The organism is Phenylobacterium glaciei, assembly GCF_016772415.1.
In the GTDB taxonomy this organism is placed as follows: Bacteria; Pseudomonadota; Alphaproteobacteria; order Caulobacterales; family Caulobacteraceae; genus Phenylobacterium; species Phenylobacterium glaciei.
Genome location: NZ_JAGSGD010000001.1, coordinates 3517671 through 3538506, shown reverse-complemented (window position 1 = coordinate 3538506; position 20836 = coordinate 3517671). Strand labels below are relative to the sequence as shown.

Genomic DNA, 20836 nt, shown 5'->3' with positions numbered 1-20836 from the left:
ACACGCGTACGATGGCACACGCCGCCGCTCACGATCATCACGACGATCACGACCACAAGCCCGGGTTCTTCACCCGCTGGTTCTTCTCCACGAACCACAAGGACATCGGCACGCTCTATCTGATCTTCGCCATCATGGCGGGGATCGTCGGTGGGGCCCTCTCGGGCCTGATCCGCTGGGAGCTGTACGAGCCGGGGATTCAGATTTTCTCCCCGACCTCGGGCATCCACCTGTTCGGCCTCGTGGAGCAGTCCAAGCACGGCTACAACGCCGTGGTCACCGCCCACGCCCTGATCATGATCTTCTTCATGGTCATGCCCGCCATGATCGGCGGGTTCGGCAACTGGTTCGTGCCGCTGATGATTGGCGCGCCGGACATGGCTTTCCCGCGGATGAACAACATCTCCTTCTGGCTGCTGGTGGCCGCCTGGGTGATGCTGTGCATCTCGCTGTTCGTCGACGGCGGCCCCGGCCGCGGGTTCGGCGGCGGCTGGACGCTTTATCCGCCGCTCTCCACCTCGGGCCACACAGGTCCTGCCATGGACTGCGCCATCCTGTCGGTCCACCTGGCCGGCGCCAGCTCCATCCTCGGAGCCATCAACTTCATCACCACGATCTTCAACATGCGCGCGCCGGGCATGACCCTGCACCGCATGCCGCTGTTCGTCTGGTCGATCCTGGTGACGGTCTTCCTGCTGCTGCTCTCGCTGCCCGTCCTGGCCGGCGCGATCACCATGCTGCTGACCGACCGCAACTTCCACACGCACTTCTTCGACGCCGCCGGCGGCGGTGATCCCGTGATGTACCAGCACCTGTTCTGGTTCTTCGGGCACCCGGAAGTGTACATCCTGATCCTGCCGGCCTTCGGCATGATCAGCCACATCGTCTCGACCTTCTCCAAGAAGCCGGTCTTCGGCTACCTCGCCATGGCCTACGCCATGGTGGCCATCGGCTTCATCGGCTTCGTCGTGTGGGCCCACCACATGTACACCGTGGGCATGACCATCAACCTGCGCGCCTACTTCGTGGCCGCGACCATGGTCATCGCCGTGCCGACGGGCGTGAAGGTGTTCTCCTGGATCGCCACGATGTGGGGCGGCTCCATCGACTTCAAGACGCCCATGCTGTGGGCGATGGGCTTCATCTTCCTGTTCACCGTCGGCGGCGTGACCGGCGTGGTGCTGGCCAATGCGGGCGTCGACTACAGCCTGCACGACACCTATTACGTCGTGGCCCACTTCCACTACGTGCTCAGCCTCGGCGCGGTGTTCGGAATCTTCGCGGGCTTCTACTACTGGTTCGAGAAGATCTGGGGCGTGAAGTACCGTGAGTGGCTGGGCGCCACCCACTTCTGGATCACCTTCGTCGGGGTGAACCTGATCTTCTTCCCGCAGCACTTCCTGGGCCTCCAGGGCATGCCGCGCCGTTACGTGGACTATCCCGACGCGTTCGCGCTCTGGAACAAGGTCTCCTCGATCGGCTACATGATCACCGCCTTCGGCGTGGTCATCTTCCTGATCCTGCTGGCCGAAGCCGCCATCTCGCGCCGCAAGGCCGAGGCCAATCCCTGGGGCGAAGGCGCCACGACGCTGGAGTGGACTCTGTCCTCGCCGCCGCCGTTCCACCAGTTCAACGAACTGCCGGTGATCAAGCCCGACCTCCACTAGGGTCCAGCCTCACCCGAGACTTCAAGAGGGGCGCGGGCTGGAACAATCCGGCGCGCGCCCCTCGACCGTTGAGAGTAGAACCATGACGATGTCGTCAGCCCTTCCCACGAGCCGTGCGCCCGCGCGCTGGCAGGACTTCCTGCAGCTGCTGAAGCCGCGTGTGATGTCCCTGGTGGTGTTCACCGCCATCACCGGCATGGTCTGCGCCGACTCCCCGATCAATCCGATCCTGGGCGCCATCGCCATCCTCTGCATCGCCGTGGGCGCGGGAGCCTCGGCCTCGCTCAACATGTGGTTCGACGCCGACATCGACGCCAAGATGCGCCGCACGCGGGGCCGTCCGGTGCCCGCCGGCCGTGTCCAAGGCGCCGACGCCCTGGCGCTTGGGATCGTGCTGTCGATGTTCTCCATCATGCTGCTGGGCATGACCGTGAACTGGCTGGCGGCGGGCCTGCTGGCCTTCACCATCGTCTTCTATGCGGTCGTCTACACGATGTGGCTGAAGCGCTCGACGCCGCAGAACATCGTCATCGGCGGCCTGGCCGGCGCCTTGCCGCCGGTCATCGGCTGGGCCGCGGCGACGGGAACCGTGCCGCTTAACGCCTGGCTGCTGTGCGCCATCATCTTCATGTGGACCCCGCCCCACTTCTGGGCGCTCTCGCTCTACACCAGCGAGGACTACGAAAAGGCCGGCGTCCCGATGATGCCGGTGGTGGCCGGCGCCAAGTCGACCCGCAAGCAGATCTTGATCTACAGCCTGCTGTTCACACCGCTCTGCCTGGTCCCGGCCTTTACGGGCCTGGGCGGCCTGACCTATCTGGCTGTGGCGGCCGGCGGCGGCCTGATCTTCCTGATTCTGGCCTGGCGAGTGTTCAAGAGCCGGGCTGGCGATGCCGCCGATCCGCGCCAGGACGACGGCCTCTATGACGTCAAGGCCGCGGCCAAGGATGCGCGCAACCTGTTCGCCTTCTCGATCCTCTACCTGACCCTGCTGTTCGCCACCCTGCTGGCCGAGCACCTTCTCGACCTGCCCGCCTTCGGAGGATTCCAATGAGCGACCCGCAGAACGAAGGTCCCGTAGACGCCAAGGCGCGACGCGGCCGCAATATCGCGCTCGCGCTCGGCCTGGTGCTATTCGTGGTCCTGGTCTTCATCGTGACGGTGGTGCGCATGGGCGCCAACACGCCCCATGGCTAAGCGCCCCCTTACCCCCCAGCAGAGCCGCAACCGCAAACTGGGCGTCATCTGCTTCGTGACCTTCCTGGGGATGGTGGGCGCGTCCTATGCCGCGGTGCCGCTGTACAAGGCCTTCTGCCAGGCCACCGGGTTCGACGGCGCCGTGCGCCGGGCCGAGAAGGCCCCCGACACCGTGCTGGCCCGCAAGCTGCAGGTCCGCTTCGACACCAATGTCCGCGACCTGCCCTGGACCTTCACGGCCGAGCAGACCAGTCAGGACGTGCGAATCGGCGAAACCGGCCTTGCCTATTTCAAGGTCACCAATAACGGCAAGACGCCGATCACCGGTCGGGCCATGTACAATGTCGTGCCCGAGGCCGCCGGCGCCTACTTCCAGAAGCTGGAATGCTTCTGCTTCTCCGACCAGACCATCCCGGCCGGAAAAACCATCGAGTTTCCCGTGGTTTACTTCGTAGATCCGAAATACGCGACCGACTTCGAGACCAAGGGCAAGCCCGAGGTGACGCTGTCCTACACCTTCTACCCGTCCGTTGACGCGGAGAAGGCGAGCCGGCGCGCCGATGCATCGCAGGCCAAGGCGCCTTCGGCCCTTGGCGGGACCACCAAGGCGGGGCTATAGCCTCCGTTACGACGGCTGTGGGACGCGGAGAGGCGCCCACGGTTTTGAGATTTGAGAGGGGTTAGGACCGATTATGTCTGCCGGCGATGTGAAGCACGACTACCACCTGGTGAATCCCAGCCCCTGGCCCCTCGTCGGCTCGATCGCCGCGACGGTCATGGCCCTGGGCGGCGTGATCTGGATGAAGGGCCTGTTTGGCCTGCCCGTCCACACGCCCTGGGTCTTCTTCGCCGGTCTGGCCGGCGTGCTCTACACCATGCTCGGCTGGTGGATGGACGTGGTGAAGGAAGCCAACCAGGGCGACCATACCCCGGTCGTCGCCATCGGACTGCGCTACGGCATGATCATGTTCATCGCTTCGGAAGTGATGTTCTTCGTCGCCTGGTTCTGGATCTTCTTTGAGATGGCCTTGTTCCACGAGGCCCGCACGCTGTCCTCCATCGAGGAAGTCCGCACCGCCTGGGCCACCTGGCCGCCCGCCGGCGTCGAGCTGGTCCCGGCCTGGAACCTGCCCCTGGTCAACACGCTGACCCTGCTGCTCTCGGGCACCACGGTCACCTGGAGCCACCACGCGCTGCAGACCGGCGACCGTAAGGGCGCGAAGATCGGCCTGGTGCTGACCATCCTGCTGGGCGCGATGTTCACCGCCATCCAGGCCTACGAGTACCACCACATCCTGGAGCATAAGTACTTCTTCAGCGAAGCGGCCTCCAACGCCGGCCTCTATGGCTCCTCCTTCTTCATGGCCACGGGCTTCCACGGCTTCCACGTTCTGATCGGCACCATCTTCCTGACGGTCTGCCTGATCCGCATGCTGGGCACCGGCTTCACCCCCAAGCAGCACTTCGGCTTCGAAGCCGCCGCCTGGTACTGGCACTTCGTGGACGTGGTCTGGCTGTTCCTGTTCGCCTTCATCTACGTCGTGTTCGGCGGAGCGGCTGGCGCCCACTAATCCGATGAGGGGTCACAATCCGCTGCTGGCGGGGCTCGCGGGCCGCTGCCCAAACTGCGGAGAAGGGCCCCTCTTCTCGGGCTTCCTCAAGGTGGCCGAACGCTGTGAGGCGTGCGGCTACGATCTGGCCAAGGCCGACTCAGGCGACGGCCCCGTGGTCTTCGTGATTCTGCTCGCGGGCTTTCCCTGCGTCTTCGGGGCCCTCTTCACCCAGTTCGCCTTTGATCCGCCGATCTGGGTGACCATGGTGATCTGGATGCCCCTGATCCTCATTCTCAGCTTTGGCCTGATGCGACCGCTGAAGGGCGTGTTGTTAGCCGCCCAGTTCGCCAACAAGGCCTCCGAGGCGCGTCGTGACGGACAGGACTGACACCCTCTCCCGCAAGGCCTTCCCCCTCGGCCTGACGATCGCGACGCTCATCGCGGCCGGGATCCTGGTCTGGCTGGGAGCCTGGCAGCTGCACCGCCTGGCCTGGAAGGAAGACCTGCTGGCCCGCATCGCCGCCCTGCAGGCCGCGCCCGCCCGCCCCCTCGGCCCCGTCCTCGACAGCCTGGCCCACGGCGGCCAGGGCGACTTCATCCGGGTGAAGGTAGACTGCCCCGGCCTGGGCGCCGCGCCCTATCTCGAGCTCTATTCGGTCCGTGAAAGCGGCGCCGGCCTGCGACTGATCTCCGCCTGCGTGGTGGAGAGCGCCAAGTACCGCACCATCCTGGTGGACCGCGGCTTCATCGCCGACACCATCTCCGCCCGGCCTCCGATCGACCTTGCGGACAAGACGCCGGTGTCGCTGGTGGGGGTCCTGCGCTCGCCAGACAAGGCCACCTTCGTGACCCCGCCCAACGACCTGGCGGGCAACCACTGGTATTCGCGCGACATCGCCGCCATGTCCGCCCACCTGAAGGCGCCTGCGCCTGCGCCCATCATCCTGGCGGCGGAGACCAGCTCCAATCCCGGCTGGCAGGCCCTGAAGCCCCAGCCTCTGCCGGCGGAAATCCCCAACCGCCATCTCGAATACGCCCTGACCTGGTTCGGCCTTGCGGGGTCCCTGGCCGCCGTCTATGCCGCCATGCTCTGGCGGTGGTGGAAGGCGTGATGCGATACGTTTCTACGCGGGGACAGTCCCCCGCGGTCGGCTTTGTCGATGCGATCCTGGCGGGCCTGGCGCCCGACGGCGGCCTCTATGTGCCGGAGGAATGGCCGACCCTGACCCACAGTCAGATCGCCGCCTTCGCAGGCAAGCCCTACGCCCATGTGGCCACCGAGGTGCTGGCCTGCTTCGTGGGCGACGAGATCCCGCGCGAGACCCTGGCCGAGATGTGCGCCGAGGCCTACGGCACCTTCACCCACGCCGCCGTAGTCCCGGTGAAGCAGCTCTATCCGGGCGGCTTCCTATGCGAGTTGTTCCATGGGCCGAGCCTTGCGTTCAAGGACGTGGCCATGCAGCTGCTGGCCCGCATCAGCGACCATGTGCTTGCCGCCCAGAAGCGCACCCAGACCATCCTCTGCGCCACCTCGGGCGACACCGGCGGGGCGGCGGTGGAGGCCTTCCGCGGTCGCGCCAACACCCGGATCGTCGCCATGTTCCCGGACGGCCGCATCAGCGAGGTGCAGCGCCGCTTCATGACCACGGCCGGCGATGACAATGTCCGTTGCGTGGCGGTCTCGGGCACCTTCGACGACTGCCAGGCCATCCTGAAGGACGCCCTGTCGGATCAGAGCCTGAAGCAGTCGGTGGGGCTGTCGGCGGTGAACTCCATTAACTTCGCCCGCATCGTCGCCCAGGCGGTCTACTACTTCACCAGCGCGGTCGCGGTCGGCGCGCCGCATCGGCCGGTGGCCTTCTCCGTGCCCTCGGGCAATTTCGGCGACGGCTTCGCGGGCTTCATGGCCAAGCGCATGGGCCTGCCGATCTCCAAGATCATCGTGGCCACCAATTCCAACGACATCCTGGCGCGCGCCTTCCAGGACGGCCGATACAGCCGCGGCGCGGTGGCCCAGACCCAGTCGCCGGCCATGGACATCCAGTCGGCCTCCAACTTCGAGCGGCTCTATTTCGAGGCCGTCCGACGCGACGGCGTCGAGACCGCGCGGGCCTTCAAGGCGTTCAACGATACCGGCGTGATCGACATCCCGCCCGGCGCGCTGGCCACCATGCGCGAGACCTTCGTGGGCGTCTCCATCGGCGAGCGCGAGACCAGCGGCTCCATCGTCGCCACCCTCAATGAGACCGGCGAACTGATCGATCCGCACACCGCCGTGGGTATGGCCGCATTCCGCAAGGCGCGCGAGATCACCGACCCTGTCGTGATCCTGTCGACCGCCCATGCCGCCAAGTTCCCGGAGGCCGTCAGCGCCGCCTGCGGCGAGACCCCGGTCATGCCGCGCAGCGCCCAGAACCTGGCCGGCAAGGCCGAACGCTTCGACCGCCTGCCGGCCGACGCCGACACGATCAAGGCCTACGTCCGGGCCTTCGCGGAAAGCTGACCCTGGCCACGCTCCACACCCTCTCCAACGGCGTCCGCGTCGTCTGCGACCCGGTCCCGGGCCTTGAGACCGTGGCGCTCTCCGTCGTCGCTGGCCGCGGCGCGCGGTTCGAGGACGAGGCCCGGTCGGGCTGGTCGCACCTGCTCGAACACATGGTCTTCAAGGGGGCCGGTGATCGCTCGGCCCGCGAGATCGTCGAGGTGGTCGAGGCCGAGGGCGGCTCCATCAACGCCGCCACCGGTTATGAGCGCACCAGCTTCCAGATCCGCGCCCTGGCCGGCGGCCTCGAGCTGGGCTCGGCGGTGCTGGCCGATCTGATCCAGCGACCCGTCATCGACCCCACCGATCTGACCCGTGAGAAGCAGGTGGTGGGCCAGGAGATCGCCGAGGCCACCGACACCCCTGACGACGTGGTCTTCGAGATGGCCCAGGGCGCGGCCTTCCGCGACCAGGCCCTGGGGCGGTCCATCCTCGGCACCGACGCCTCCATCGCGCCCGCCACCCAGGAGACACTGGCCGACTGGCGCGCAGCCCTCTATGCGCCACAGACCCTGATCTTCGCCGCGTCCGGCGCCGTCACCGAGGACGAGGTGCTGAAGCTCGCCGAGCGGGACTTCGGCCAGGCTGCCGGCAAGCCCATCCCGGACGCCTCGCCCGGCGCCTTCACCGGCGGGACTGAGACGGCGTCCAAGTCGCTCGAACAGGCTAACCTCGTCTTCCTGCTGCCGGCGGTGGGCGTCCGTCACGACGACTATTTCCCCCTGCGCCTGTTCGCTGAGATCCTCGGCGGCGGCATGGCCTCGCGGCTGTTCCAGGAGGCCCGCGAGAAGCGCGGCCTGGCCTATGCGGTCGACGCCTATTCCGAGACCTATGCCGACACCGGCATCCTGGGGATCTTCGCCGGCTGCGCGGCCAAGGACGCCGCCGAACTGGCCAAGGTGGCGGCCGGCGAGATCCAGGGCCTGGCCGAACGCGTCGAGCCCGCGGAGCTGGCCCGCGCCAAGGCCCAGTTGAAGGCCGGGATGTTCATGGCCCGAGAGTCGCTGCAGGCGCGCGCCGAGCAGGCCGCCGGTCAGGTGCTGCTGTTTGGCCGCCTGCTGTCCACCGCCGAGATCGCCGAGCAGATCGACGCCGTCGAGGCGGCTGACCTCGCCCGCCTGGGGGCCTCCTTGCTGGCGCCTGGCAAGGCCGCCGTCAGCGTGCTGGGTCCCAAGGCCGCGCTCAAGGCCGCCGATGCGTTCCAGAATGCGTTGTTCGGCTAGAGCATGATCGTTTTAGACGGAACCGCGTAGAGGTCCCGGCTGAAGCGTGAATCATGCTCTCGCTTAAATCTGGAGCCTGATTCACCGCATCGGCGGAATCGCGAAGCGATTCCACCTCAACGGATCAGGCTCTAGAGAGCTTGACGGCCCTCGCGGGGCGTCGGACCTTCCTCCCATGGCCCTGCTGGACTGGATCGCGCCGGAAAGCGGCCTACGCGTGGAAGGCGAAGGCGTGTTCCTGCGTCCGGCCCGCAACGGCGACTTCGAGGAATGGCGCGAACTGCGGGCGGCCTCGCGGGATTTCCTGCAGCCGTGGGAGCCGACCTGGCCGGCCGACGATCTGAGCCGCGCGGCTTTCCGCCGCAGACTGACCGCCTATGCCCGCGATCGCGAGGCGGGTGTCGCCTATCCGTTCTTTGTTTTCCGCTCGAGCGATGAGGCCCTGACCGGCGGGATCACGCTCTCCAACGTCCGCCGCGGCGTCGCCCAGATGGGCTCAGTGGGCTACTGGTGCGGCCAAGCCTTTGCCCGGCAAGGACAAACCCTGGCCGCCGTCCGGGCCCTGACGCTTTTTTCCTTCCGCACGCTCGCCCTCCATCGCCTGGAGGCCGCCTGCCTTCCCACCAACGAACCCAGCCGAAAACTGCTCAATCGCGCGGGGTTCACGGAGGAAGGATATGCGAAGGCTTATTTGAAAATTAACGGCGTTTGGCGAGATCATGTCCTGTTCGGACTTGTGTCGCCGCTTCGCGCGGCCCTTGAGCCCGATCAGGGAGTGTCGGTCTAGCCGGCACATGGGCAAAGTTAGTCAAGTCGATGGCGAACGACCGTTGGATCTGGGACGCCACGACGACGCTTGAGGCGTTGGGCGCCGCCGACGTGGCCCTGTGGCTATGGGAGCCGGAGCGCGACCGGCTGCGTATCACCGGCGCGTCGCGCGCCCTGGGTCTCGGGCCCCTCGCCCCTGAATGTTCATCTGCCGCCATGCGCGCCCTCGCCATGCCCCAGGACCGGGCGCTCGCCGAGGAAGTCCTGCGCGTGCAGGAGCCGGGTAGCGAGATCGCCGTGCGCCTGCGGATGCGGGCCGGCGGCGTCTGCATCTGGCGCGGCGTCTGGCTGGAGGAAGGGCTTCGGGCCGCGGGCGTCGTGGCGCCGGAAACCAAATTCGCCGCCTCCGACGTCGACAAGCTGACCGGCCTTCTCGACCGCAAGAGTTTCGTCGCCCAGGCCCGCGAGCGGCTGCAGACCCCAGGCGTACACGAACTGGTGGTGGCCGACCTCGACCGTCTGCGCCGCCTGAACGAGGCGCTCGGCCACGAGCGTGCCGACCTGGTGCTGGCGGCCCTCGGCTCGCGCATGGCCGCGGCCTTCCCGCCCGGCGTGCTGATGGCCCGTATCGGCGAGGATGAGTTCGCTCTCCTGACCCCCATCCGCGCCATCAGCGCGGCGGAGACCCTGCGCAAGGCCCTCGAGCAGCCCCTGCGGGTGGCCGGCTTCGATATCCATCCCACCCTGTCGATCGGCGCTGTCGAGGCCATGGGCGGCGACGAGGCGCCGGAGGCCGCCGAACTGCTGCGCCGGGCCGAGCTGGCCGTGGAATCAGCCAAGAGCAACGGCCGGGGCGGCGGGGCCGCCTATGGCCGCACCATGGAGACCGACGGACTCTCGCGCCTGGCCCTGGAGAGCGACCTGCGCGGCGCCATCGGGCGCGGCGAACTCACCGCCTATTACCAGCCCATCGTGCGGCTCTCGACCGGAGCGTTGTCGGGCTTCGAGGCCCTGGTGCGCTGGAAGCACCCGCGCCGCGGCCTGCTGACCCCCGACCAGTTCCTGCCGCTCTGCGACGAGATGGGGCTGATGAGCGAGCTGGGCGCCCTGATGATGCGCCAGGCCGCCGAGCAGCTGGCCGTCTGGCGCAACAACCACCGCGCCGCCGGGGACCTGACCGTGGCGGTGAACCTTTCCACCGGCGAGATCGACCGGCCCGACCTGGTTTCTGACGTCATGCGCATCCGCCGCGACACCGGCCTGCCGCCCGGCGCGCTGAAGCTGGAGGTCACCGAGGGCGACGTCATGCGCGACCCCGACCGGGCCGCTGTGATTCTCGGCAATCTACGCGAGGCCGGGGCGGCGTTGGCCCTCGACGACTTCGGCACCGGCTTCTCGTCGCTGAGCTACCTGACGCGGCTGCCCTTCGACACCCTGAAGATCGACCGCTACTTCGTGCGCACCATGGCCACCAACGAGGGCTCGGCGAAGATCGTCACCTCCGTGGTGAAGCTGGGCCAGGACCTCGCCCTGGAGGTCGTCGCCGAGGGCGTCGAGAACGCTCAGATGGCCAAGGCCCTGCTGGCCGTCGGCTGCGACTACGGCCAGGGCTTCGGCTACGCCCCGGCCCTGTCCCCCCAAGAGGCCGAGGTCTATCTCAACGAAAGCTATGTCGACGGCGCGGCGCCCGTGAAGGCGCGGGGCTGATCTCTCTCCACTCATCCCGGCCTTCGCCGGGATGAGTGGGTTTGAGTTACGCCCGCCCCGCCTCCGCCGTCAGCAGGCTCGCGTCCACGCCCAGCTTGGCGAGCGCCTTGGTCCACTTCCGGTCGTGGTCGGGGTCGAAGATCAGCGCCTCGTCGGCGGGGCAGGTGAGCCAGACGTTCTCGCGGATCTCGTATTCCAGCTGCCCGGCCCCCCAGCCGGCATAGCCCAGGGCCAGCAGGGCGCGACGCGGGTGATCCTGCGCGCCCATGGCTTCGAGCGCCTCGCGGGTGGGGGTGAGCGCCACGCCGCCGCCCAGTTCTATGCTATGGTCGCCGGCGCTGTAGTCGTCGGTATGGACCACGAAGCCGCGCTCGCGTTGCACCGGCCCACCGATCAGCACCAGGTCGGGCGGGATCTCGATCTCCGACTTCACCTCCAGGCGCCTGAGCAGGTCGGGAATGGTCAGGCCCTCGACGGGGCGGTTGACCGCGATGCCCATGGCGTGGGTCTCGTCATGGGCGCAGACCAGCACCAGGGCGCGCTCGAAGCGCGGGTCACCGATGCCGGGCATGGCGATCAAGAGCTGGCCTGAAAGGAAGGTGGCGTCGTCCATTGTTCCTAGTTTGAAGGCGAACGCGGCGCTTTCAAGTCTCGACCCCAGAAGTTCTGCGTTGAATGGGGCTCGCGCGGGGTTATCTGGTTTCCAACGCCATCACGGGAGATAGACCATGACCATCAAAGTCGGCGACAAGCTGCCCAGCGCCAACCTCATCGCCGGAACCGCCGAGGGTCCCAAGCCCACCACCACCGACGAAATCTTCGGCGGCAAGAAGGTGGCCTTCTTCGCGGTCCCCGGCGCCTTCACCCCCACCTGCTCGGCCAAGCACGTGCCCGGCTACAAGGACCTCGCCTCCGACATCACGGCCAAGGGCGTCGACGCCATCGTCTGCCTTTCCGTCAACGACGCCTTCGTCATGAAGGCCTGGGGCGAGAACCAGGGCGTGATGGACACCATCCAGATGATCGCCGACCCGGCCGGCGATTTCACCAAGGCCGTTGGCCTGGACATGGACGGCTCCAAGTTCGGCCTGGGCCTGCGCTCGCAGCGCTATTCCATGATCGTCGAGGACGGCGTGGTGAAGGAACTGAACGTCGAGGCCCCCGGCGAATTCAAGGTCTCGGCCGCCGACTACCTGCTGGCGCAGCTCTAAGCGCACTACGACTTCGGGAAAGGCCGGCTCAGGAATCTCGAGCCGGCCAGACCGTAGCGCCAGGGGGTCTGAACTCCCTTGGTGAGGCCGATGCGGGGCCCCACCGCGATCTCCCACTCCTGCAACGAAGGCTCCAGGTCGAAGGGCGGCCCGTCCAGGGCCAGCCCGTCATGGGCGCGGGATATCCCGAGCGCCTGGCAGAGGCGGCCTGGGCCCGCGCAAAGCAGGCGCAGGGTCTCCATACCGCGCCGTTCCCGCATCCGCTCGATCCCCGCCGTCGGCTCCAGCGCGCGGATCAGCACCGCGCTGCCAGGCGTGTCGCCGCAGACGAAGTTCAGGCACCAGTGCAGGCCGTAGGCGCGGTAGACATAGGCGTGGCCTATTGCGCCGAACATGGCCCCGTTACGCGGCGTTTGCCCGTTGTAAGCGTGGGATGCCGGGTCCTCATGGTGGTAGGCCTCGGTCTCGACAATGCGGCCGCCGACCCCGTCCACGGTGACGACCATGCCGATCAGGGCTCGCGCCACGTCGGCCGGATGGCGTTCGAACAGCTTGACGCCGTGTTCGCTTGGGTCCGAACTGCCGGAAAGAAAAGAACTCATCAGGGAAGAACGCCATGCCTTACGTCGAGGGTCAGACCATCCATGACGCCGACAGTCATGTGATGGAGCTTCCCGGGGCCATCATCCCCTATGTCGAGGCCCGCCACCGCGAGGAGTTCGCCGCCAAGACCATCAAGAAGAACGCCTTGGTGGAGTGGACCGCCAAGGCGCAGGCCCTGCACGACGACCCGGAGTTCCGCGCCGGCGACGAGGCCAACCTGCTGCTGCGCAAGAACTACCAGGCGATCGGCTCGTTCCGGAATGAAGACCGGCCCCGGGCGCTGGATATGCTGGGCTTCACCAGCCAGCTGGTCTTCACCACCGCCGCGCTTGGCAACTACGGGCTGGAGGAGATGGGCGAGGTCGAACTCGCCGTCGCCGGCGCCCGCGCCCACAACCGCATGATGACCGACTTCTGCTCGGTGGACCGCCGGCTGCTGGCCACCGGCTATGTCACCCTGGTGGACATCGACCGGGCCGCCGACATCGCCCGCGAGGCTATCGCTCTGGGGGCCAAGGGCCTGGTCATCCCCTCGCGGCATCCGCCGCAACATTCCCCCAGCCACAGCGGCCTCGACCCCCTGTGGGCGGTGGCGCAGGAGGCCGGGGTGCCGATCCTGTTCCACGTCGGCGGCGAGGAGAAGATGCACAAGGCCTATCTGGAGAACGGCGGGCCGCAGGTGCTGGACTTCCACGGCGGGGCGGAGAACTTCACCTCCCTGACCTTCATGACCATCCCGCTGTCGGTCTGGCAGACCCTGTCGGCCCTGGTGATCGACGGCGTCTTCGACCGGTTCCCGAACCTGAAGTTCGGAGCCATCGAACTGGGGGCCTCCTGGCTGCCCAGTCTGATGCGGTTCATGGATAGCGGCGCCGCGGCCTTCGGCAAGGAGGAGCGGCTGCAGAAGCTGAGCGCCAAGCCCAGCGAGATCCTGCGCCGCCAGCTGCGGGTGACCCCCTATCCGCACGAGGACACCGCCTGGATCATCGCCAATTCGGGGCCGGAGATGTGCCTGTTCTCCTCGGATTTCCCGCACGTCGAGGGCGGCCGCAATCCGCTGAAGCGGTTCAACGACGCTCTGGAGGGCGCCTCGGACGCCGCCAAGCGCGGCTTCTACCGCGACAACTTCATCGACCTGATGGGCAAGGGGCTGGACCGCTCCCTGCACGATCATCCGGCGCTGATGGCGGCGGAATAGCGCCGCAATAGCCCTCCCCGCGAGGGGAGGGCCGCAGGCGCGTCAGTGCTTGGCGCTCATCATGGAGTCGGTCGACATGGCGTCTGCCATGGGCTTTTCCGCCATCGGCTTGGCGGCCATGGCGGGCTTCTTCTTCATCGGCGTCATCTTCTTGGCGGGCTTCTTGGCCATCTTGTCGGCGGCCATATGGTCGCTGGCCATGGCGTCAGAGGCCATGGCGTTGGTCGCCATCGGCTTGGCCATCATCTTGTCGCTGGCCATCTTGTCCTGGGCGGTGGCGGCGCCGGCGAGGCTGAGGGCGGCGAGGGCGGCGAGAACGGTGAGTTGGGTCTTCATGGCGTTTCTCTCTGGCTTGAATGTCGGGCAGGCCGACGGGCGCGCCGCCGGGATGGAGGCGCAGGCTCGCGACGTCCGAATCCGGGAAACCGGAGGGCGGAGGCGTCAGGAGTGGGGGTGAAGGTCTAGGTCTTGGCGGCGGCCAGGATCGGACCGCCGGGTCCGGCCTGGACCAGGATGGCGGTCTTAAGCCTGGGATCGGCGCCCGCCGGCAGGCGATAGGTCAGGGCCTGGCCGGTATAGGCGCCCAGCCGGGTCATCTCGCGGACCACGTTGCGGTGAGGCAGGGTCTTGCCGGTGTTCTCGCCGCGCTTGACCGGCACCTGGACGATGGCCGGGTCATAGCGCACCAGCCAGACGTCGGCCTTGGCGGGCTTGGCCGCGCTGAGCGTCAGGACGCCGTCGCTGACGGAAAGTTGGGGACCCGCGACGATTGGCGCCTTACGGGCCGCGCCTTCGATCTCGGCGAGCTTGATTCCCACCACGTCGGTGCGGCCGTTGACCACCACCTGGGGCGTCCAGACCTGATTGTGGTGCAGGCCCTTGGCATAGGCCCACTGGCGGTCGGTGTAGGCCTTGCTGGCGAAGGTGTCCTTCCAGCCGAGCTGGTCCCAGTAGGTGACGCCGAAGCTGAGGGCCAGGACGTCGGGGCGGTCGGCCAGCTTGGCGAGGTTGGCGTTGGCCGGCGGGCAGGAAGAGCAGCCCTGGCTCGTGAATAGCTCCACCACGGTGAGCGGCCCCGCCTGAGCCACGGCGGGCAGGGTGAGGATCAGGCTGAGGGCAAGACCGAGGAGACGGGGCATTTGAGCACTCCCTTTCGCTCAACAGGTTCGCCGCGCCAGCGGGATCGGTTACAGCTAGGCTCGTTGTAACGAATCCCGCCTTGCCCGCGTACCTGAGGGAGACACGTGGACCAGACCGAAGCGCGACTGCGGGCCTTGATGCTCGCCGGCCTGGCCGGCGACGCCGCGGCGCATCGCGCTCTGCTTGGGGAGCTGGGCCGCCTGCTGCGCCGCTATTACGCCCGGCGGCTGGGCTTCGGAACCCCCGAGGCTGAAGACCTTGTCCAGGAAACCTTGATCGCCGTGCATACCCGTCGCGCCACCTATGATCCGCAGCAGCCCTTCACCGCCTGGGCCTATGCGATCGCGCGCTACAAGATGATCGACCATCTGCGGCGGATGAAGTCACGCCCCTCCTCGCCCCTGGAGGAGGCCGACGACCTGTTCACCGACGGCGGCGCCGAGGACCTGGTGGTCAAGCGCGACCTCGACACGGTGCTGGCCGAGGTCTCGGCGCGCACCAGCGCCCTGATCCGCGACGTGAAGGTGGAGGGCCTGTCGACCCGCGAGGCCGCCGAGAAGCACGGCCTGAGCGAGACCGCGGTGAAGGTCGCCGTCCATCGCGGCCTGAAGGCGCTGACGGCAAAGTTCGGAGGCGCCCGTGAAAACGGATGACCTGATCGAACGGCTGACCGCCGACCTGGAGCCGGCCTCGCCCTGGTGGGTGACGCGGCGCATTCTGATCGGCCTCTCCAGCGGAGCCTTCTTCTCGGCCCTGCTGATGATCTTCTGGCTGGGCGTTCGGCCTGACCTGATGGACGCCATGACCGGGACGATGTTCTGGATGAAGTTCGCCTACACCCTTGCCTGCTCGGCGATCTTGGCCTGGGCCCTCATCCGCGTGGCGCGGCCGGGCGGGTCGATGGGCTCACTCGCCTGGGCGCTGGCGGCGCCCTTCGCCCTGGTGGCGCTGATGGCCGTGGCGCGGCTGGCCAAGGCCGATCCGGTGATCGCCCGCGGCATGCTGATGGGGGATTCCGCCGACGTGTGCCCCTGGCGGATCGCTATCCTCGGTCTCCCGATCTTCGCCGGCGCGGTCTGGGCGCTGAGGGGGCTGGCCCCCACCCGGCTGGTGCTGTCGGGCTTCGTGGCCGGCGGCTGCGCCGGGGCCATGGGGGCCTGGATCTACGCCTTCCACTGCAACGAGAGCGCCGCGGCCTTCGTGGCGGTCTGGTACACGGCGGGCATGGCGGCGGTCGCCCTGCTGGGCGCGCTGGCGGGACGTAGGCTGCTGCGGTGGTGATCCCGAGCCTTCCTCCTCGATGGGGAGGGTTGGATGGGGTGCATCTGCTGAGTTGAGGCGAGGGCGCGTTTGAGCGCGCTCAGCCAGGCCCCTCAAGTTCCCGGGTCAAGGCCTGAAGGGACGGCCATGGCGGACCCTTGCGTAGGGTATGGATGAAGTGTTGGGCCCATTGCCGGCCGTTCGGAAACTCGTCGTCCCTGTCCCATCGCCAAGCCGCGACCATTGCAAGAACAAGCGCGCGGCACTCGCCCAGCAGCGACGGATCAACGTCTGGATAGTGCTCGATGACCGCCTCAGGCACGTGAGCAAGGTCGAACTCGATCGGACCACGGCAACAGGTCTCGAGGTCAATGAACAGCGGGCCGATTTTCGTGTTCAGCACATTGCCCGCGTGCGGCTCGCCGTGGAGCAACTGCTCGGCTGCGCCCAGACCGACGATCTTTTTCCTGAGGTCCTTCAACATGCCACGGAGCAGCTCTCGGTCCAGGTCGACGAGCTCAGGCGTCTGGTCGCGGTTGGCCACAAGTTGCGCGGCTTCTTCGACCCGGTCGGTGAAGTGCGGCGCCGTGATCTCGATCTTCCGCATGCCGGTGTGCAGACGCGAGAGCGCCTTGGCGTAGTCGGCGGGGGCGAGCTCTGGCGTCACCGATGCGTAGTAGGTCCAAAGCGTAACCGCGAAGCCGTCGCGCTCGTAGACGCGCCGTGGAACCCGAGGTTCGAGAGCCGCCGCAGGACTCCCGGTCTCGGCAAGCCGCCCGGCAAGCTCGATCTCGAACTGCGCCACCTGATGCGCCAGGGGGGCGACCCTGGCGAAGGCGTCGCAGGGGAGCAGGCGCACGGCGAGTTTGTTTGAGTTGTGAAGAACAACCGTGTCGTCGACCTGGAGGCCCAGTGTTTTGGCGGTCCAGATGGCCGCGGCCACCGCACGCTGAAGGTCGGGGGCCTGCACGCCCTACCCCCCAAGGGCGTGGGCGCTGACCGCCTCGTAGTCGCCTGCGCCTTCCATGACCCCTTCGGCCAGGCCCGGCGCCTGGGCCAGGATCTGGGCTGAGTAGACGCGGGCGAGCGCCGCCTTGCTGGCCGACCAGTCGTCGGTAGCGCCCACGAGCGCCAGGGCTTGCAGGCCTAGCATCCAGCCGCCCACCACGTCGCCGGCCAGCTTAAGATAGGGGGTGGCGCCCGAGAGCGCGTTAGGCCCCTTGTTGGCCAGGATCCAGTCGGTGGCGCGCTCCAGGGCGGCGACGCCGGCCTCAAGGCGGGCGCCGACGGTTTCGAGACCGGGCGTGCCCGACAGCGCGTTCGCCGTCTCGTGCATTTCGGCGGCCAGGGCGTCCACCACCGCGCCGTTCTCCATCGGCGCCTTGCGGCCCACCAGGTCGATGGCCTGGATGCCGTTGGTGCCCTCATAAATCGGGGCGATGCGGGCGTCGCGATAGTGCTGGGCCGCGCCGGTCTCCTCGATGAAGCCCATGCCGCCGTGGATCTGCACCCCCATGGAGGCCACCTCCACGCCGATGTCGGTGGACCAGGCCTTGGCGATGGGGGTGAAGAGTTCGGCCCGGGCCTTGGCCACGGCGCGGGCAGCCTCGTCGACAGCCAGCCGGGCCACGTCGTTGAGCACCCCGGTGGACAGGCAGATGGCGCGGGCGGCCTCGATCTTGGCCTTCATCAGCAGCAAGGAGCGGCGCACATCCGGGTGGCCGTAGATGGCGCCATCGGGCGCCCAGGCGGCGCGGCCCTGTTTGCGTTCCTGGGCGAAGGCCAGGGCCTGCTGGAAGGCGCGCTCGGCGATGGCCACGCCCTGGACGCCCACCTGAAGGCGGGCGGCGTTCATCATGACGAACATGTGGGCGATGCCGTTGTTCAGTTCCCCCACCAGCTCGGCCTGGGCGCCCTCGAACAGCATGACGCAGGTGGGCGAGCCGTGGATGCCCAGCTTGTGCTCGATGGAGCCGGCCCGCAGGTCGTTGGGATCGCCGAGGTTCCCCGCGTCGTCCACCAGCCGCTTGGTTGCCAGGAACAGGCTGATGCCTTTCACGCCGGGCGGGGCGTCGGGCAGGCGGGCCAAAACCAGGTGGCAGATGTTGTCGGCGGCGTCGTGGTCGCCCCAGGTGATGTAGATCTTCTGGCCGTGCAGCCGATAGCCGCCCTTCCCATCGGGTTCGGCCCGGGTGGCGACGGCGGCGAGATCCGACCCCGCCTGCGGCTCGGTGAGGTTCATGGTGCCGGTCCATTCGCCGGAGACCAGCTTGGGCAGGACGAGGCGCTTCTGCCGCTCGGTGCCGTGCAAAGCGAGCGCCTCGATGGCGCCCTGGGTCAGCATCGGGCAGAGGCCGAAGGCCATGTTAGAGGCATGCACCATCTCGAAGACCGCCAGGCCCAGCGCCCCGGTCAGGCCCTGGCCGCCGTATTCGGGGTCGGACGACAGGGCGTTCCAGCCGCCGGCGACGAAGGCCTGGTAAGCCGCGGCGAAGCCGGGCGCGGCGGTGACCTTGCCGTTGGCGTACTTGGCGCCTTCGGTGTCGCCCTTGCGGTTCAGGGGGGCGAGCTCGCTCTCGGTAAAGGCGCCGGCGGCCTCCAGCACGGCCAGGACGGTATCCTCGTCCAGGTCGGGGAAGGCCTGGGCCATCAGGGCCGAGTGGCCGACCGTCTTGAGCGCGAAGGCGAGGTCGCGGACCGGGGCGCGGAAGGTCATGGGCGGGCTCCTGAAACTCCAGGCGCTGTGTAGCCTCTGGCGCAGGAGGATGGAACCTGCAGCGCTCCAGGGCAGCGCGGTCACGGCTTCGTGAGCCGGCCGCCGTCTTTCGGCCCCGGACAAGCATGACCATGTCGGCCATTCGCCAGGAGGCTTTCCCATGATCCGCACCGCCCTCGCCGCCGCCGCTTTCAGTTTGCTCGCGGTCACGGGAGCCCTGGCCAACCCGGGCAGCCAGGACCCGGCCAAGGTTCCTGCAGGGAACTACGTCCTCGACAAGCGTCATGCCAGCCTGCTGGTGAAGGTCCCGCACATGGGCGGCTTCTCGAAGTTCACCATGCGGTTTGACCGCCTCGACGGGAGCTTCGCCTACGAGCCGGCGACCTGGGCCACCACCAAGGTGACCATCACCGCCGACCCCACCTCGATCAACACGGGCCTGCCCGACTTCGACAAGACCATAGCGGGGCCGAGCTATTTCGACAGCGCCAAGTATCCTGCCATCACCTTCGTCTCCACCAAGGCTGAGGGCGCCGACGGCAAGGGCACGGTGAGCGGCGACCTCACCTTCCACGGGGTGACCAAGCCGGTGGTGCTGGACGTCACCTTCAATGGCGTCGGCCCGGGCATGATGGGGGCCGGGACACGGATCGGGTTTTCCGGAACCACTCACTTGAAACGCTCTGATTTCGGCGTCACCACCATGAGCCAGTTCGCCGGCGATGACCTCGACCTGCTGTTCGAGGTCGAGTTCGTGAAGAAGTAGGACCGTGCGCCGGGACCGCTACGCCACCGTCGCCATCGTCCTGCACTGGCTGATCGCCGCGGCGATCCTGTTCCAGATGCAGCTGCCATGGCGGTTCGTCGACCTGAAGACGCCGGAAGCCTTCGCGCTGATCCAGCTGCACAAGTCGGTGGGGATCACCATCCTGGTGCTTAGCCTCGCGCGGCTGGGCTGGCGGCTGGCCAATCCGCCGCCGCCGGAGCCGGAGGGCCTGGCGCTCTGGGAGGTCTGGCTCTCGAAGATCGTCCACTGGGGCCTCTACGCCCTGATGATCGGCATGCCGATCACCGGCTGGATCATGGTCTCCACCAGCAAGACCGGCATTCCCACGGTGCTCTACGGCCTGATCCCCTGGCCCCACGTGCCGGGCCTGGCCGAACTGCCCGCCGCGGGCAAGGCCGCCTGGAACGGGCTGGCCCGTGAGAGCCACGAGCTGCTGGGTTGGGGGTTCTATGTCCTGATCGGCCTGCACGTGGCCGGCGCGCTGAAGCACCAGCTGTTCAGCCGCGACGAGCCGGTTCTGGCCCGCATGGCGCCTGGTGCTGTCCCAGGCCGTTGGTTGGAGCCGCGTCTGGCGCTGATCGCACTCGGCGTCATCGCGGCGATCGGCGGCGCCTGGCTGATCCATCCCAGGCCGCCGGCGTCCGCGCCCCTGCCGCCGCCGCCCGTCCAGGCCGCCGAACCGGTGGCCGCGCCCGCAGCGCCGCTCGCGCCGGTCGCCGCCACGCCCGCGGCGGAGGCGGTGCAGACGCCCGCGGAAGCCTCCAAGTGGACGGTGGGCAAGGGCTCGACTCTCGGCTTCTCCACCTCCTGGGGCGGCCAGACCCTGGAGGGCCGCTTCGACCAGTGGACCGCCGACATCGCCTTCTCGCCGGACGCGCTGGACCACAGCCACGTCAAGGTGACCATCGACCTGGCCTCCGTGGCCACAGGTGATCCGCAGCGGGACGTGGCCCTGCCTGGGGCCGACTTCTTCGACGTGGCCGACCATCCCAAGGCGATCTTCACCGCCGACAGCTTCGAGGCCGCCGGCCAGAACCGCTACGTCGCCAAAGGCAAGCTGTCCTTGCGGGGGGTCACCAAGCCGGTGCGGCTGCCCTTCACCCTGAAGATCGACGGCGACAAGGCGCGCATGAGCGGTGTAACCAGCCTCGACCGGACCGCCTTCGGCGTGGGGCAGGGCGAGTGGCAGGCGACCGATCAGATTCCAGCTCAGGTGAAGGTGAGCGTTCAGCTCACGGCGACCCGCTAGAGACCGCGGTCGCGG

General features: G+C 67.9%; 23 protein-coding genes. 17 read left to right on the top strand and 6 right to left on the bottom strand.

The features are described from left to right. Nucleotides 1-11: 11 nt before the first annotated feature. The 11 genes from ctaD to JKL49_RS17445 all read left to right on the top strand — a co-directional run bounded on the left by ctaD (nt 12) and on the right by JKL49_RS17445 (nt 10657). On the top strand, nt 12-1667 hold the full coding sequence (gene ctaD / locus JKL49_RS17495) for a cytochrome c oxidase subunit I (RefSeq protein WP_215342163.1): 1656 nt from the start codon (nt 12-14) through the stop codon (nt 1665-1667). Between the two features lie 82 nt (nt 1668-1749). After that, entirely contained in the window at nt 1750-2721 is a 972-nt protein-coding gene (cyoE, locus tag JKL49_RS17490) for a heme o synthase (RefSeq protein WP_215342161.1), read from the top strand. Beyond that, complete coding sequence (locus JKL49_RS17485; RefSeq protein WP_215342158.1) at nt 2718-2864, top strand: hypothetical protein; 147 nt, start codon at nt 2718-2720, stop codon at nt 2862-2864. Before cyoE ends, JKL49_RS17485 begins: the two co-directional genes overlap by 4 nt. Further along, entirely contained in the window at nt 2857-3483 is a 627-nt protein-coding gene (locus tag JKL49_RS17480; RefSeq protein WP_215342156.1) for a cytochrome c oxidase assembly protein, read from the top strand. Before JKL49_RS17485 ends, JKL49_RS17480 begins: the two co-directional genes overlap by 8 nt. A gap of 73 nt (nt 3484-3556) precedes the next feature. Beyond that, nucleotides 3557-4435, top strand: coding sequence for a cytochrome c oxidase subunit 3 (locus JKL49_RS17475; protein WP_215342153.1), 879 nt, complete (start codon nt 3557-3559; stop codon nt 4433-4435). 4 nt (nt 4436-4439) lie between these two features. Beyond that, nucleotides 4440-4805 (top strand): DUF983 domain-containing protein, encoded by a 366-nt coding sequence (locus tag JKL49_RS17470; RefSeq protein ID WP_215342152.1) that lies wholly within the window; start codon nt 4440-4442, stop codon nt 4803-4805. Further along, nucleotides 4789-5529 (top strand): SURF1 family protein, encoded by a 741-nt coding sequence (locus JKL49_RS17465; protein ID WP_215342150.1) that lies wholly within the window; start codon nt 4789-4791, stop codon nt 5527-5529. The genes JKL49_RS17470 and JKL49_RS17465 overlap by 17 nt, the downstream gene beginning before the upstream one ends. After that, nucleotides 5529-6920: a threonine synthase gene (gene thrC, locus JKL49_RS17460; RefSeq protein ID WP_215342147.1), complete on the top strand. Its 1392-nt coding sequence runs from the start codon at nt 5529-5531 to the stop codon at nt 6918-6920. The genes JKL49_RS17465 and thrC overlap by 1 nt, the downstream gene beginning before the upstream one ends. 2 nt (nt 6921-6922) lie before the next feature. Next, on the top strand, nt 6923-8182 hold the full coding sequence (locus JKL49_RS17455; protein WP_215342860.1) for a M16 family metallopeptidase: 1260 nt from the start codon (nt 6923-6925) through the stop codon (nt 8180-8182). Between the two features lie 175 nt (nt 8183-8357). Further along, nucleotides 8358-8969 (top strand): GNAT family N-acetyltransferase, encoded by a 612-nt coding sequence (locus JKL49_RS17450; RefSeq protein ID WP_215342145.1) that lies wholly within the window; start codon nt 8358-8360, stop codon nt 8967-8969. A 29-nt stretch (nt 8970-8998) separates the two neighbouring features. Beyond that, nucleotides 8999-10657, top strand: a complete 1659-nt coding sequence (locus JKL49_RS17445; RefSeq protein ID WP_215342143.1) for a putative bifunctional diguanylate cyclase/phosphodiesterase — start codon at nt 8999-9001, stop codon at nt 10655-10657. 46 nt (nt 10658-10703) lie between these two features. Here the strand turns inward: JKL49_RS17445 and JKL49_RS17440 are convergent, their stop codons facing one another. Next, nucleotides 10704-11270 carry a YqgE/AlgH family protein gene (locus tag JKL49_RS17440; protein WP_215342141.1) on the bottom strand — a complete coding sequence of 189 codons (567 nt, stop codon included), beginning with the start codon at nt 11268-11270 and terminating at the stop codon, nt 10704-10706. 115 nt (nt 11271-11385) lie between these two features. Here JKL49_RS17440 and JKL49_RS17435 point away from each other — a divergent pair, with 115 nt between their 5' ends. Next, nucleotides 11386-11868 (top strand): peroxiredoxin, encoded by a 483-nt coding sequence (locus tag JKL49_RS17435; RefSeq protein ID WP_215342139.1) that lies wholly within the window; start codon nt 11386-11388, stop codon nt 11866-11868. A 5-nt stretch (nt 11869-11873) separates the two neighbouring features. On the opposite strand, the gene JKL49_RS17430 is transcribed toward JKL49_RS17435, so the two are convergent. Continuing rightward, nucleotides 11874-12470 carry a DNA-3-methyladenine glycosylase gene (locus JKL49_RS17430; protein ID WP_215342137.1) on the bottom strand — a complete coding sequence of 199 codons (597 nt, stop codon included), beginning with the start codon at nt 12468-12470 and terminating at the stop codon, nt 11874-11876. 14 nt (nt 12471-12484) lie between these two features. On the opposite strand from JKL49_RS17430, the gene JKL49_RS17425 reads away from it, so the two are divergent. Next, nucleotides 12485-13669 (top strand): amidohydrolase family protein, encoded by a 1185-nt coding sequence (locus JKL49_RS17425; RefSeq protein ID WP_215342135.1) that lies wholly within the window; start codon nt 12485-12487, stop codon nt 13667-13669. 42 nt (nt 13670-13711) lie between these two features. Here JKL49_RS17425 and JKL49_RS17420 read toward each other — a convergent pair whose 3' ends face one another. Continuing rightward, nucleotides 13712-14005, bottom strand: a complete 294-nt coding sequence (locus JKL49_RS17420) for a hypothetical protein (protein WP_215342133.1) — start codon at nt 14003-14005, stop codon at nt 13712-13714. A gap of 125 nt (nt 14006-14130) precedes the next feature. Continuing rightward, nucleotides 14131-14808, bottom strand: coding sequence for a DUF1223 domain-containing protein (locus JKL49_RS17415; protein WP_215342131.1), 678 nt, complete (start codon nt 14806-14808; stop codon nt 14131-14133). A 105-nt stretch (nt 14809-14913) separates the two neighbouring features. Between JKL49_RS17415 and JKL49_RS17410 the strand changes: the two genes are divergently transcribed. Then, complete coding sequence (locus JKL49_RS17410) at nt 14914-15462, top strand: sigma-70 family RNA polymerase sigma factor (RefSeq protein ID WP_215342129.1); 549 nt, start codon at nt 14914-14916, stop codon at nt 15460-15462. Then, nucleotides 15449-16090, top strand: coding sequence for an NrsF family protein (locus JKL49_RS17405; protein WP_215342128.1), 642 nt, complete (start codon nt 15449-15451; stop codon nt 16088-16090). The genes JKL49_RS17410 and JKL49_RS17405 overlap by 14 nt, the downstream gene beginning before the upstream one ends. A gap of 79 nt (nt 16091-16169) precedes the next feature. On the opposite strand, the gene JKL49_RS17400 is transcribed toward JKL49_RS17405, so the two are convergent. Further along, nucleotides 16170-17039 carry a phosphotransferase family protein gene (locus JKL49_RS17400; protein ID WP_215342126.1) on the bottom strand — a complete coding sequence of 290 codons (870 nt, stop codon included), beginning with the start codon at nt 17037-17039 and terminating at the stop codon, nt 16170-16172. 3 nt (nt 17040-17042) lie between these two features. Then, nucleotides 17043-18785, bottom strand: coding sequence for an acyl-CoA dehydrogenase family protein (locus JKL49_RS17395; RefSeq protein WP_215342124.1), 1743 nt, complete (start codon nt 18783-18785; stop codon nt 17043-17045). Nucleotides 18786-18945: 160 nt separating this feature from the next. Here JKL49_RS17395 and JKL49_RS17390 point away from each other — a divergent pair, with 160 nt between their 5' ends. Beyond that, on the top strand, nt 18946-19551 hold the full coding sequence (locus JKL49_RS17390) for a YceI family protein (protein WP_215342123.1): 606 nt from the start codon (nt 18946-18948) through the stop codon (nt 19549-19551). Nucleotides 19552-19555: 4 nt separating this feature from the next. Further along, on the top strand, nt 19556-20821 hold the full coding sequence (locus JKL49_RS21340; protein WP_347340402.1) for a YceI family protein: 1266 nt from the start codon (nt 19556-19558) through the stop codon (nt 20819-20821). The last annotated feature ends 15 nt before the right edge of the window (nt 20822-20836 follow it).

Coding starts and splice junctions, on each gene's coding strand:
- thrC (WP_215342147.1), top strand. CDS start 5,529: ATGCGATACGTTTCTACGCGGGGACAGTCCCCCGCGGTCGGCTTTGTC.
- JKL49_RS17475 (WP_215342153.1), top strand. CDS start 3,557: ATGTCTGCCGGCGATGTGAAGCACGACTACCACCTGGTGAATCCCAGC.
- ctaD (WP_215342163.1), top strand. CDS start 12: ATGGCACACGCCGCCGCTCACGATCATCACGACGATCACGACCACAAG.
- JKL49_RS17415 (WP_215342131.1), bottom strand. CDS start 14,808: ATGCCCCGTCTCCTCGGTCTTGCCCTCAGCCTGATCCTCACCCTGCCC.
- JKL49_RS17395 (WP_215342124.1), bottom strand. CDS start 18,785: ATGACCTTCCGCGCCCCGGTCCGCGACCTCGCCTTCGCGCTCAAGACG.
- JKL49_RS17390 (WP_215342123.1), top strand. CDS start 18,946: ATGATCCGCACCGCCCTCGCCGCCGCCGCTTTCAGTTTGCTCGCGGTC.
- JKL49_RS17435 (WP_215342139.1), top strand. CDS start 11,386: ATGACCATCAAAGTCGGCGACAAGCTGCCCAGCGCCAACCTCATCGCC.
- JKL49_RS17450 (WP_215342145.1), top strand. CDS start 8,358: ATGGCCCTGCTGGACTGGATCGCGCCGGAAAGCGGCCTACGCGTGGAA.
- JKL49_RS17480 (WP_215342156.1), top strand. CDS start 2,857: ATGGCTAAGCGCCCCCTTACCCCCCAGCAGAGCCGCAACCGCAAACTG.
- JKL49_RS17430 (WP_215342137.1), bottom strand. CDS start 12,470: ATGAGTTCTTTTCTTTCCGGCAGTTCGGACCCAAGCGAACACGGCGTC.
- JKL49_RS17440 (WP_215342141.1), bottom strand. CDS start 11,270: ATGGACGACGCCACCTTCCTTTCAGGCCAGCTCTTGATCGCCATGCCC.
- JKL49_RS17425 (WP_215342135.1), top strand. CDS start 12,485: ATGCCTTACGTCGAGGGTCAGACCATCCATGACGCCGACAGTCATGTG.
- JKL49_RS17445 (WP_215342143.1), top strand. CDS start 8,999: ATGGCGAACGACCGTTGGATCTGGGACGCCACGACGACGCTTGAGGCG.
- JKL49_RS17485 (WP_215342158.1), top strand. CDS start 2,718: ATGAGCGACCCGCAGAACGAAGGTCCCGTAGACGCCAAGGCGCGACGC.
- cyoE (WP_215342161.1), top strand. CDS start 1,750: ATGACGATGTCGTCAGCCCTTCCCACGAGCCGTGCGCCCGCGCGCTGG.
- JKL49_RS17420 (WP_215342133.1), bottom strand. CDS start 14,005: ATGAAGACCCAACTCACCGTTCTCGCCGCCCTCGCCGCCCTCAGCCTC.
- JKL49_RS17470 (WP_215342152.1), top strand. CDS start 4,440: ATGAGGGGTCACAATCCGCTGCTGGCGGGGCTCGCGGGCCGCTGCCCA.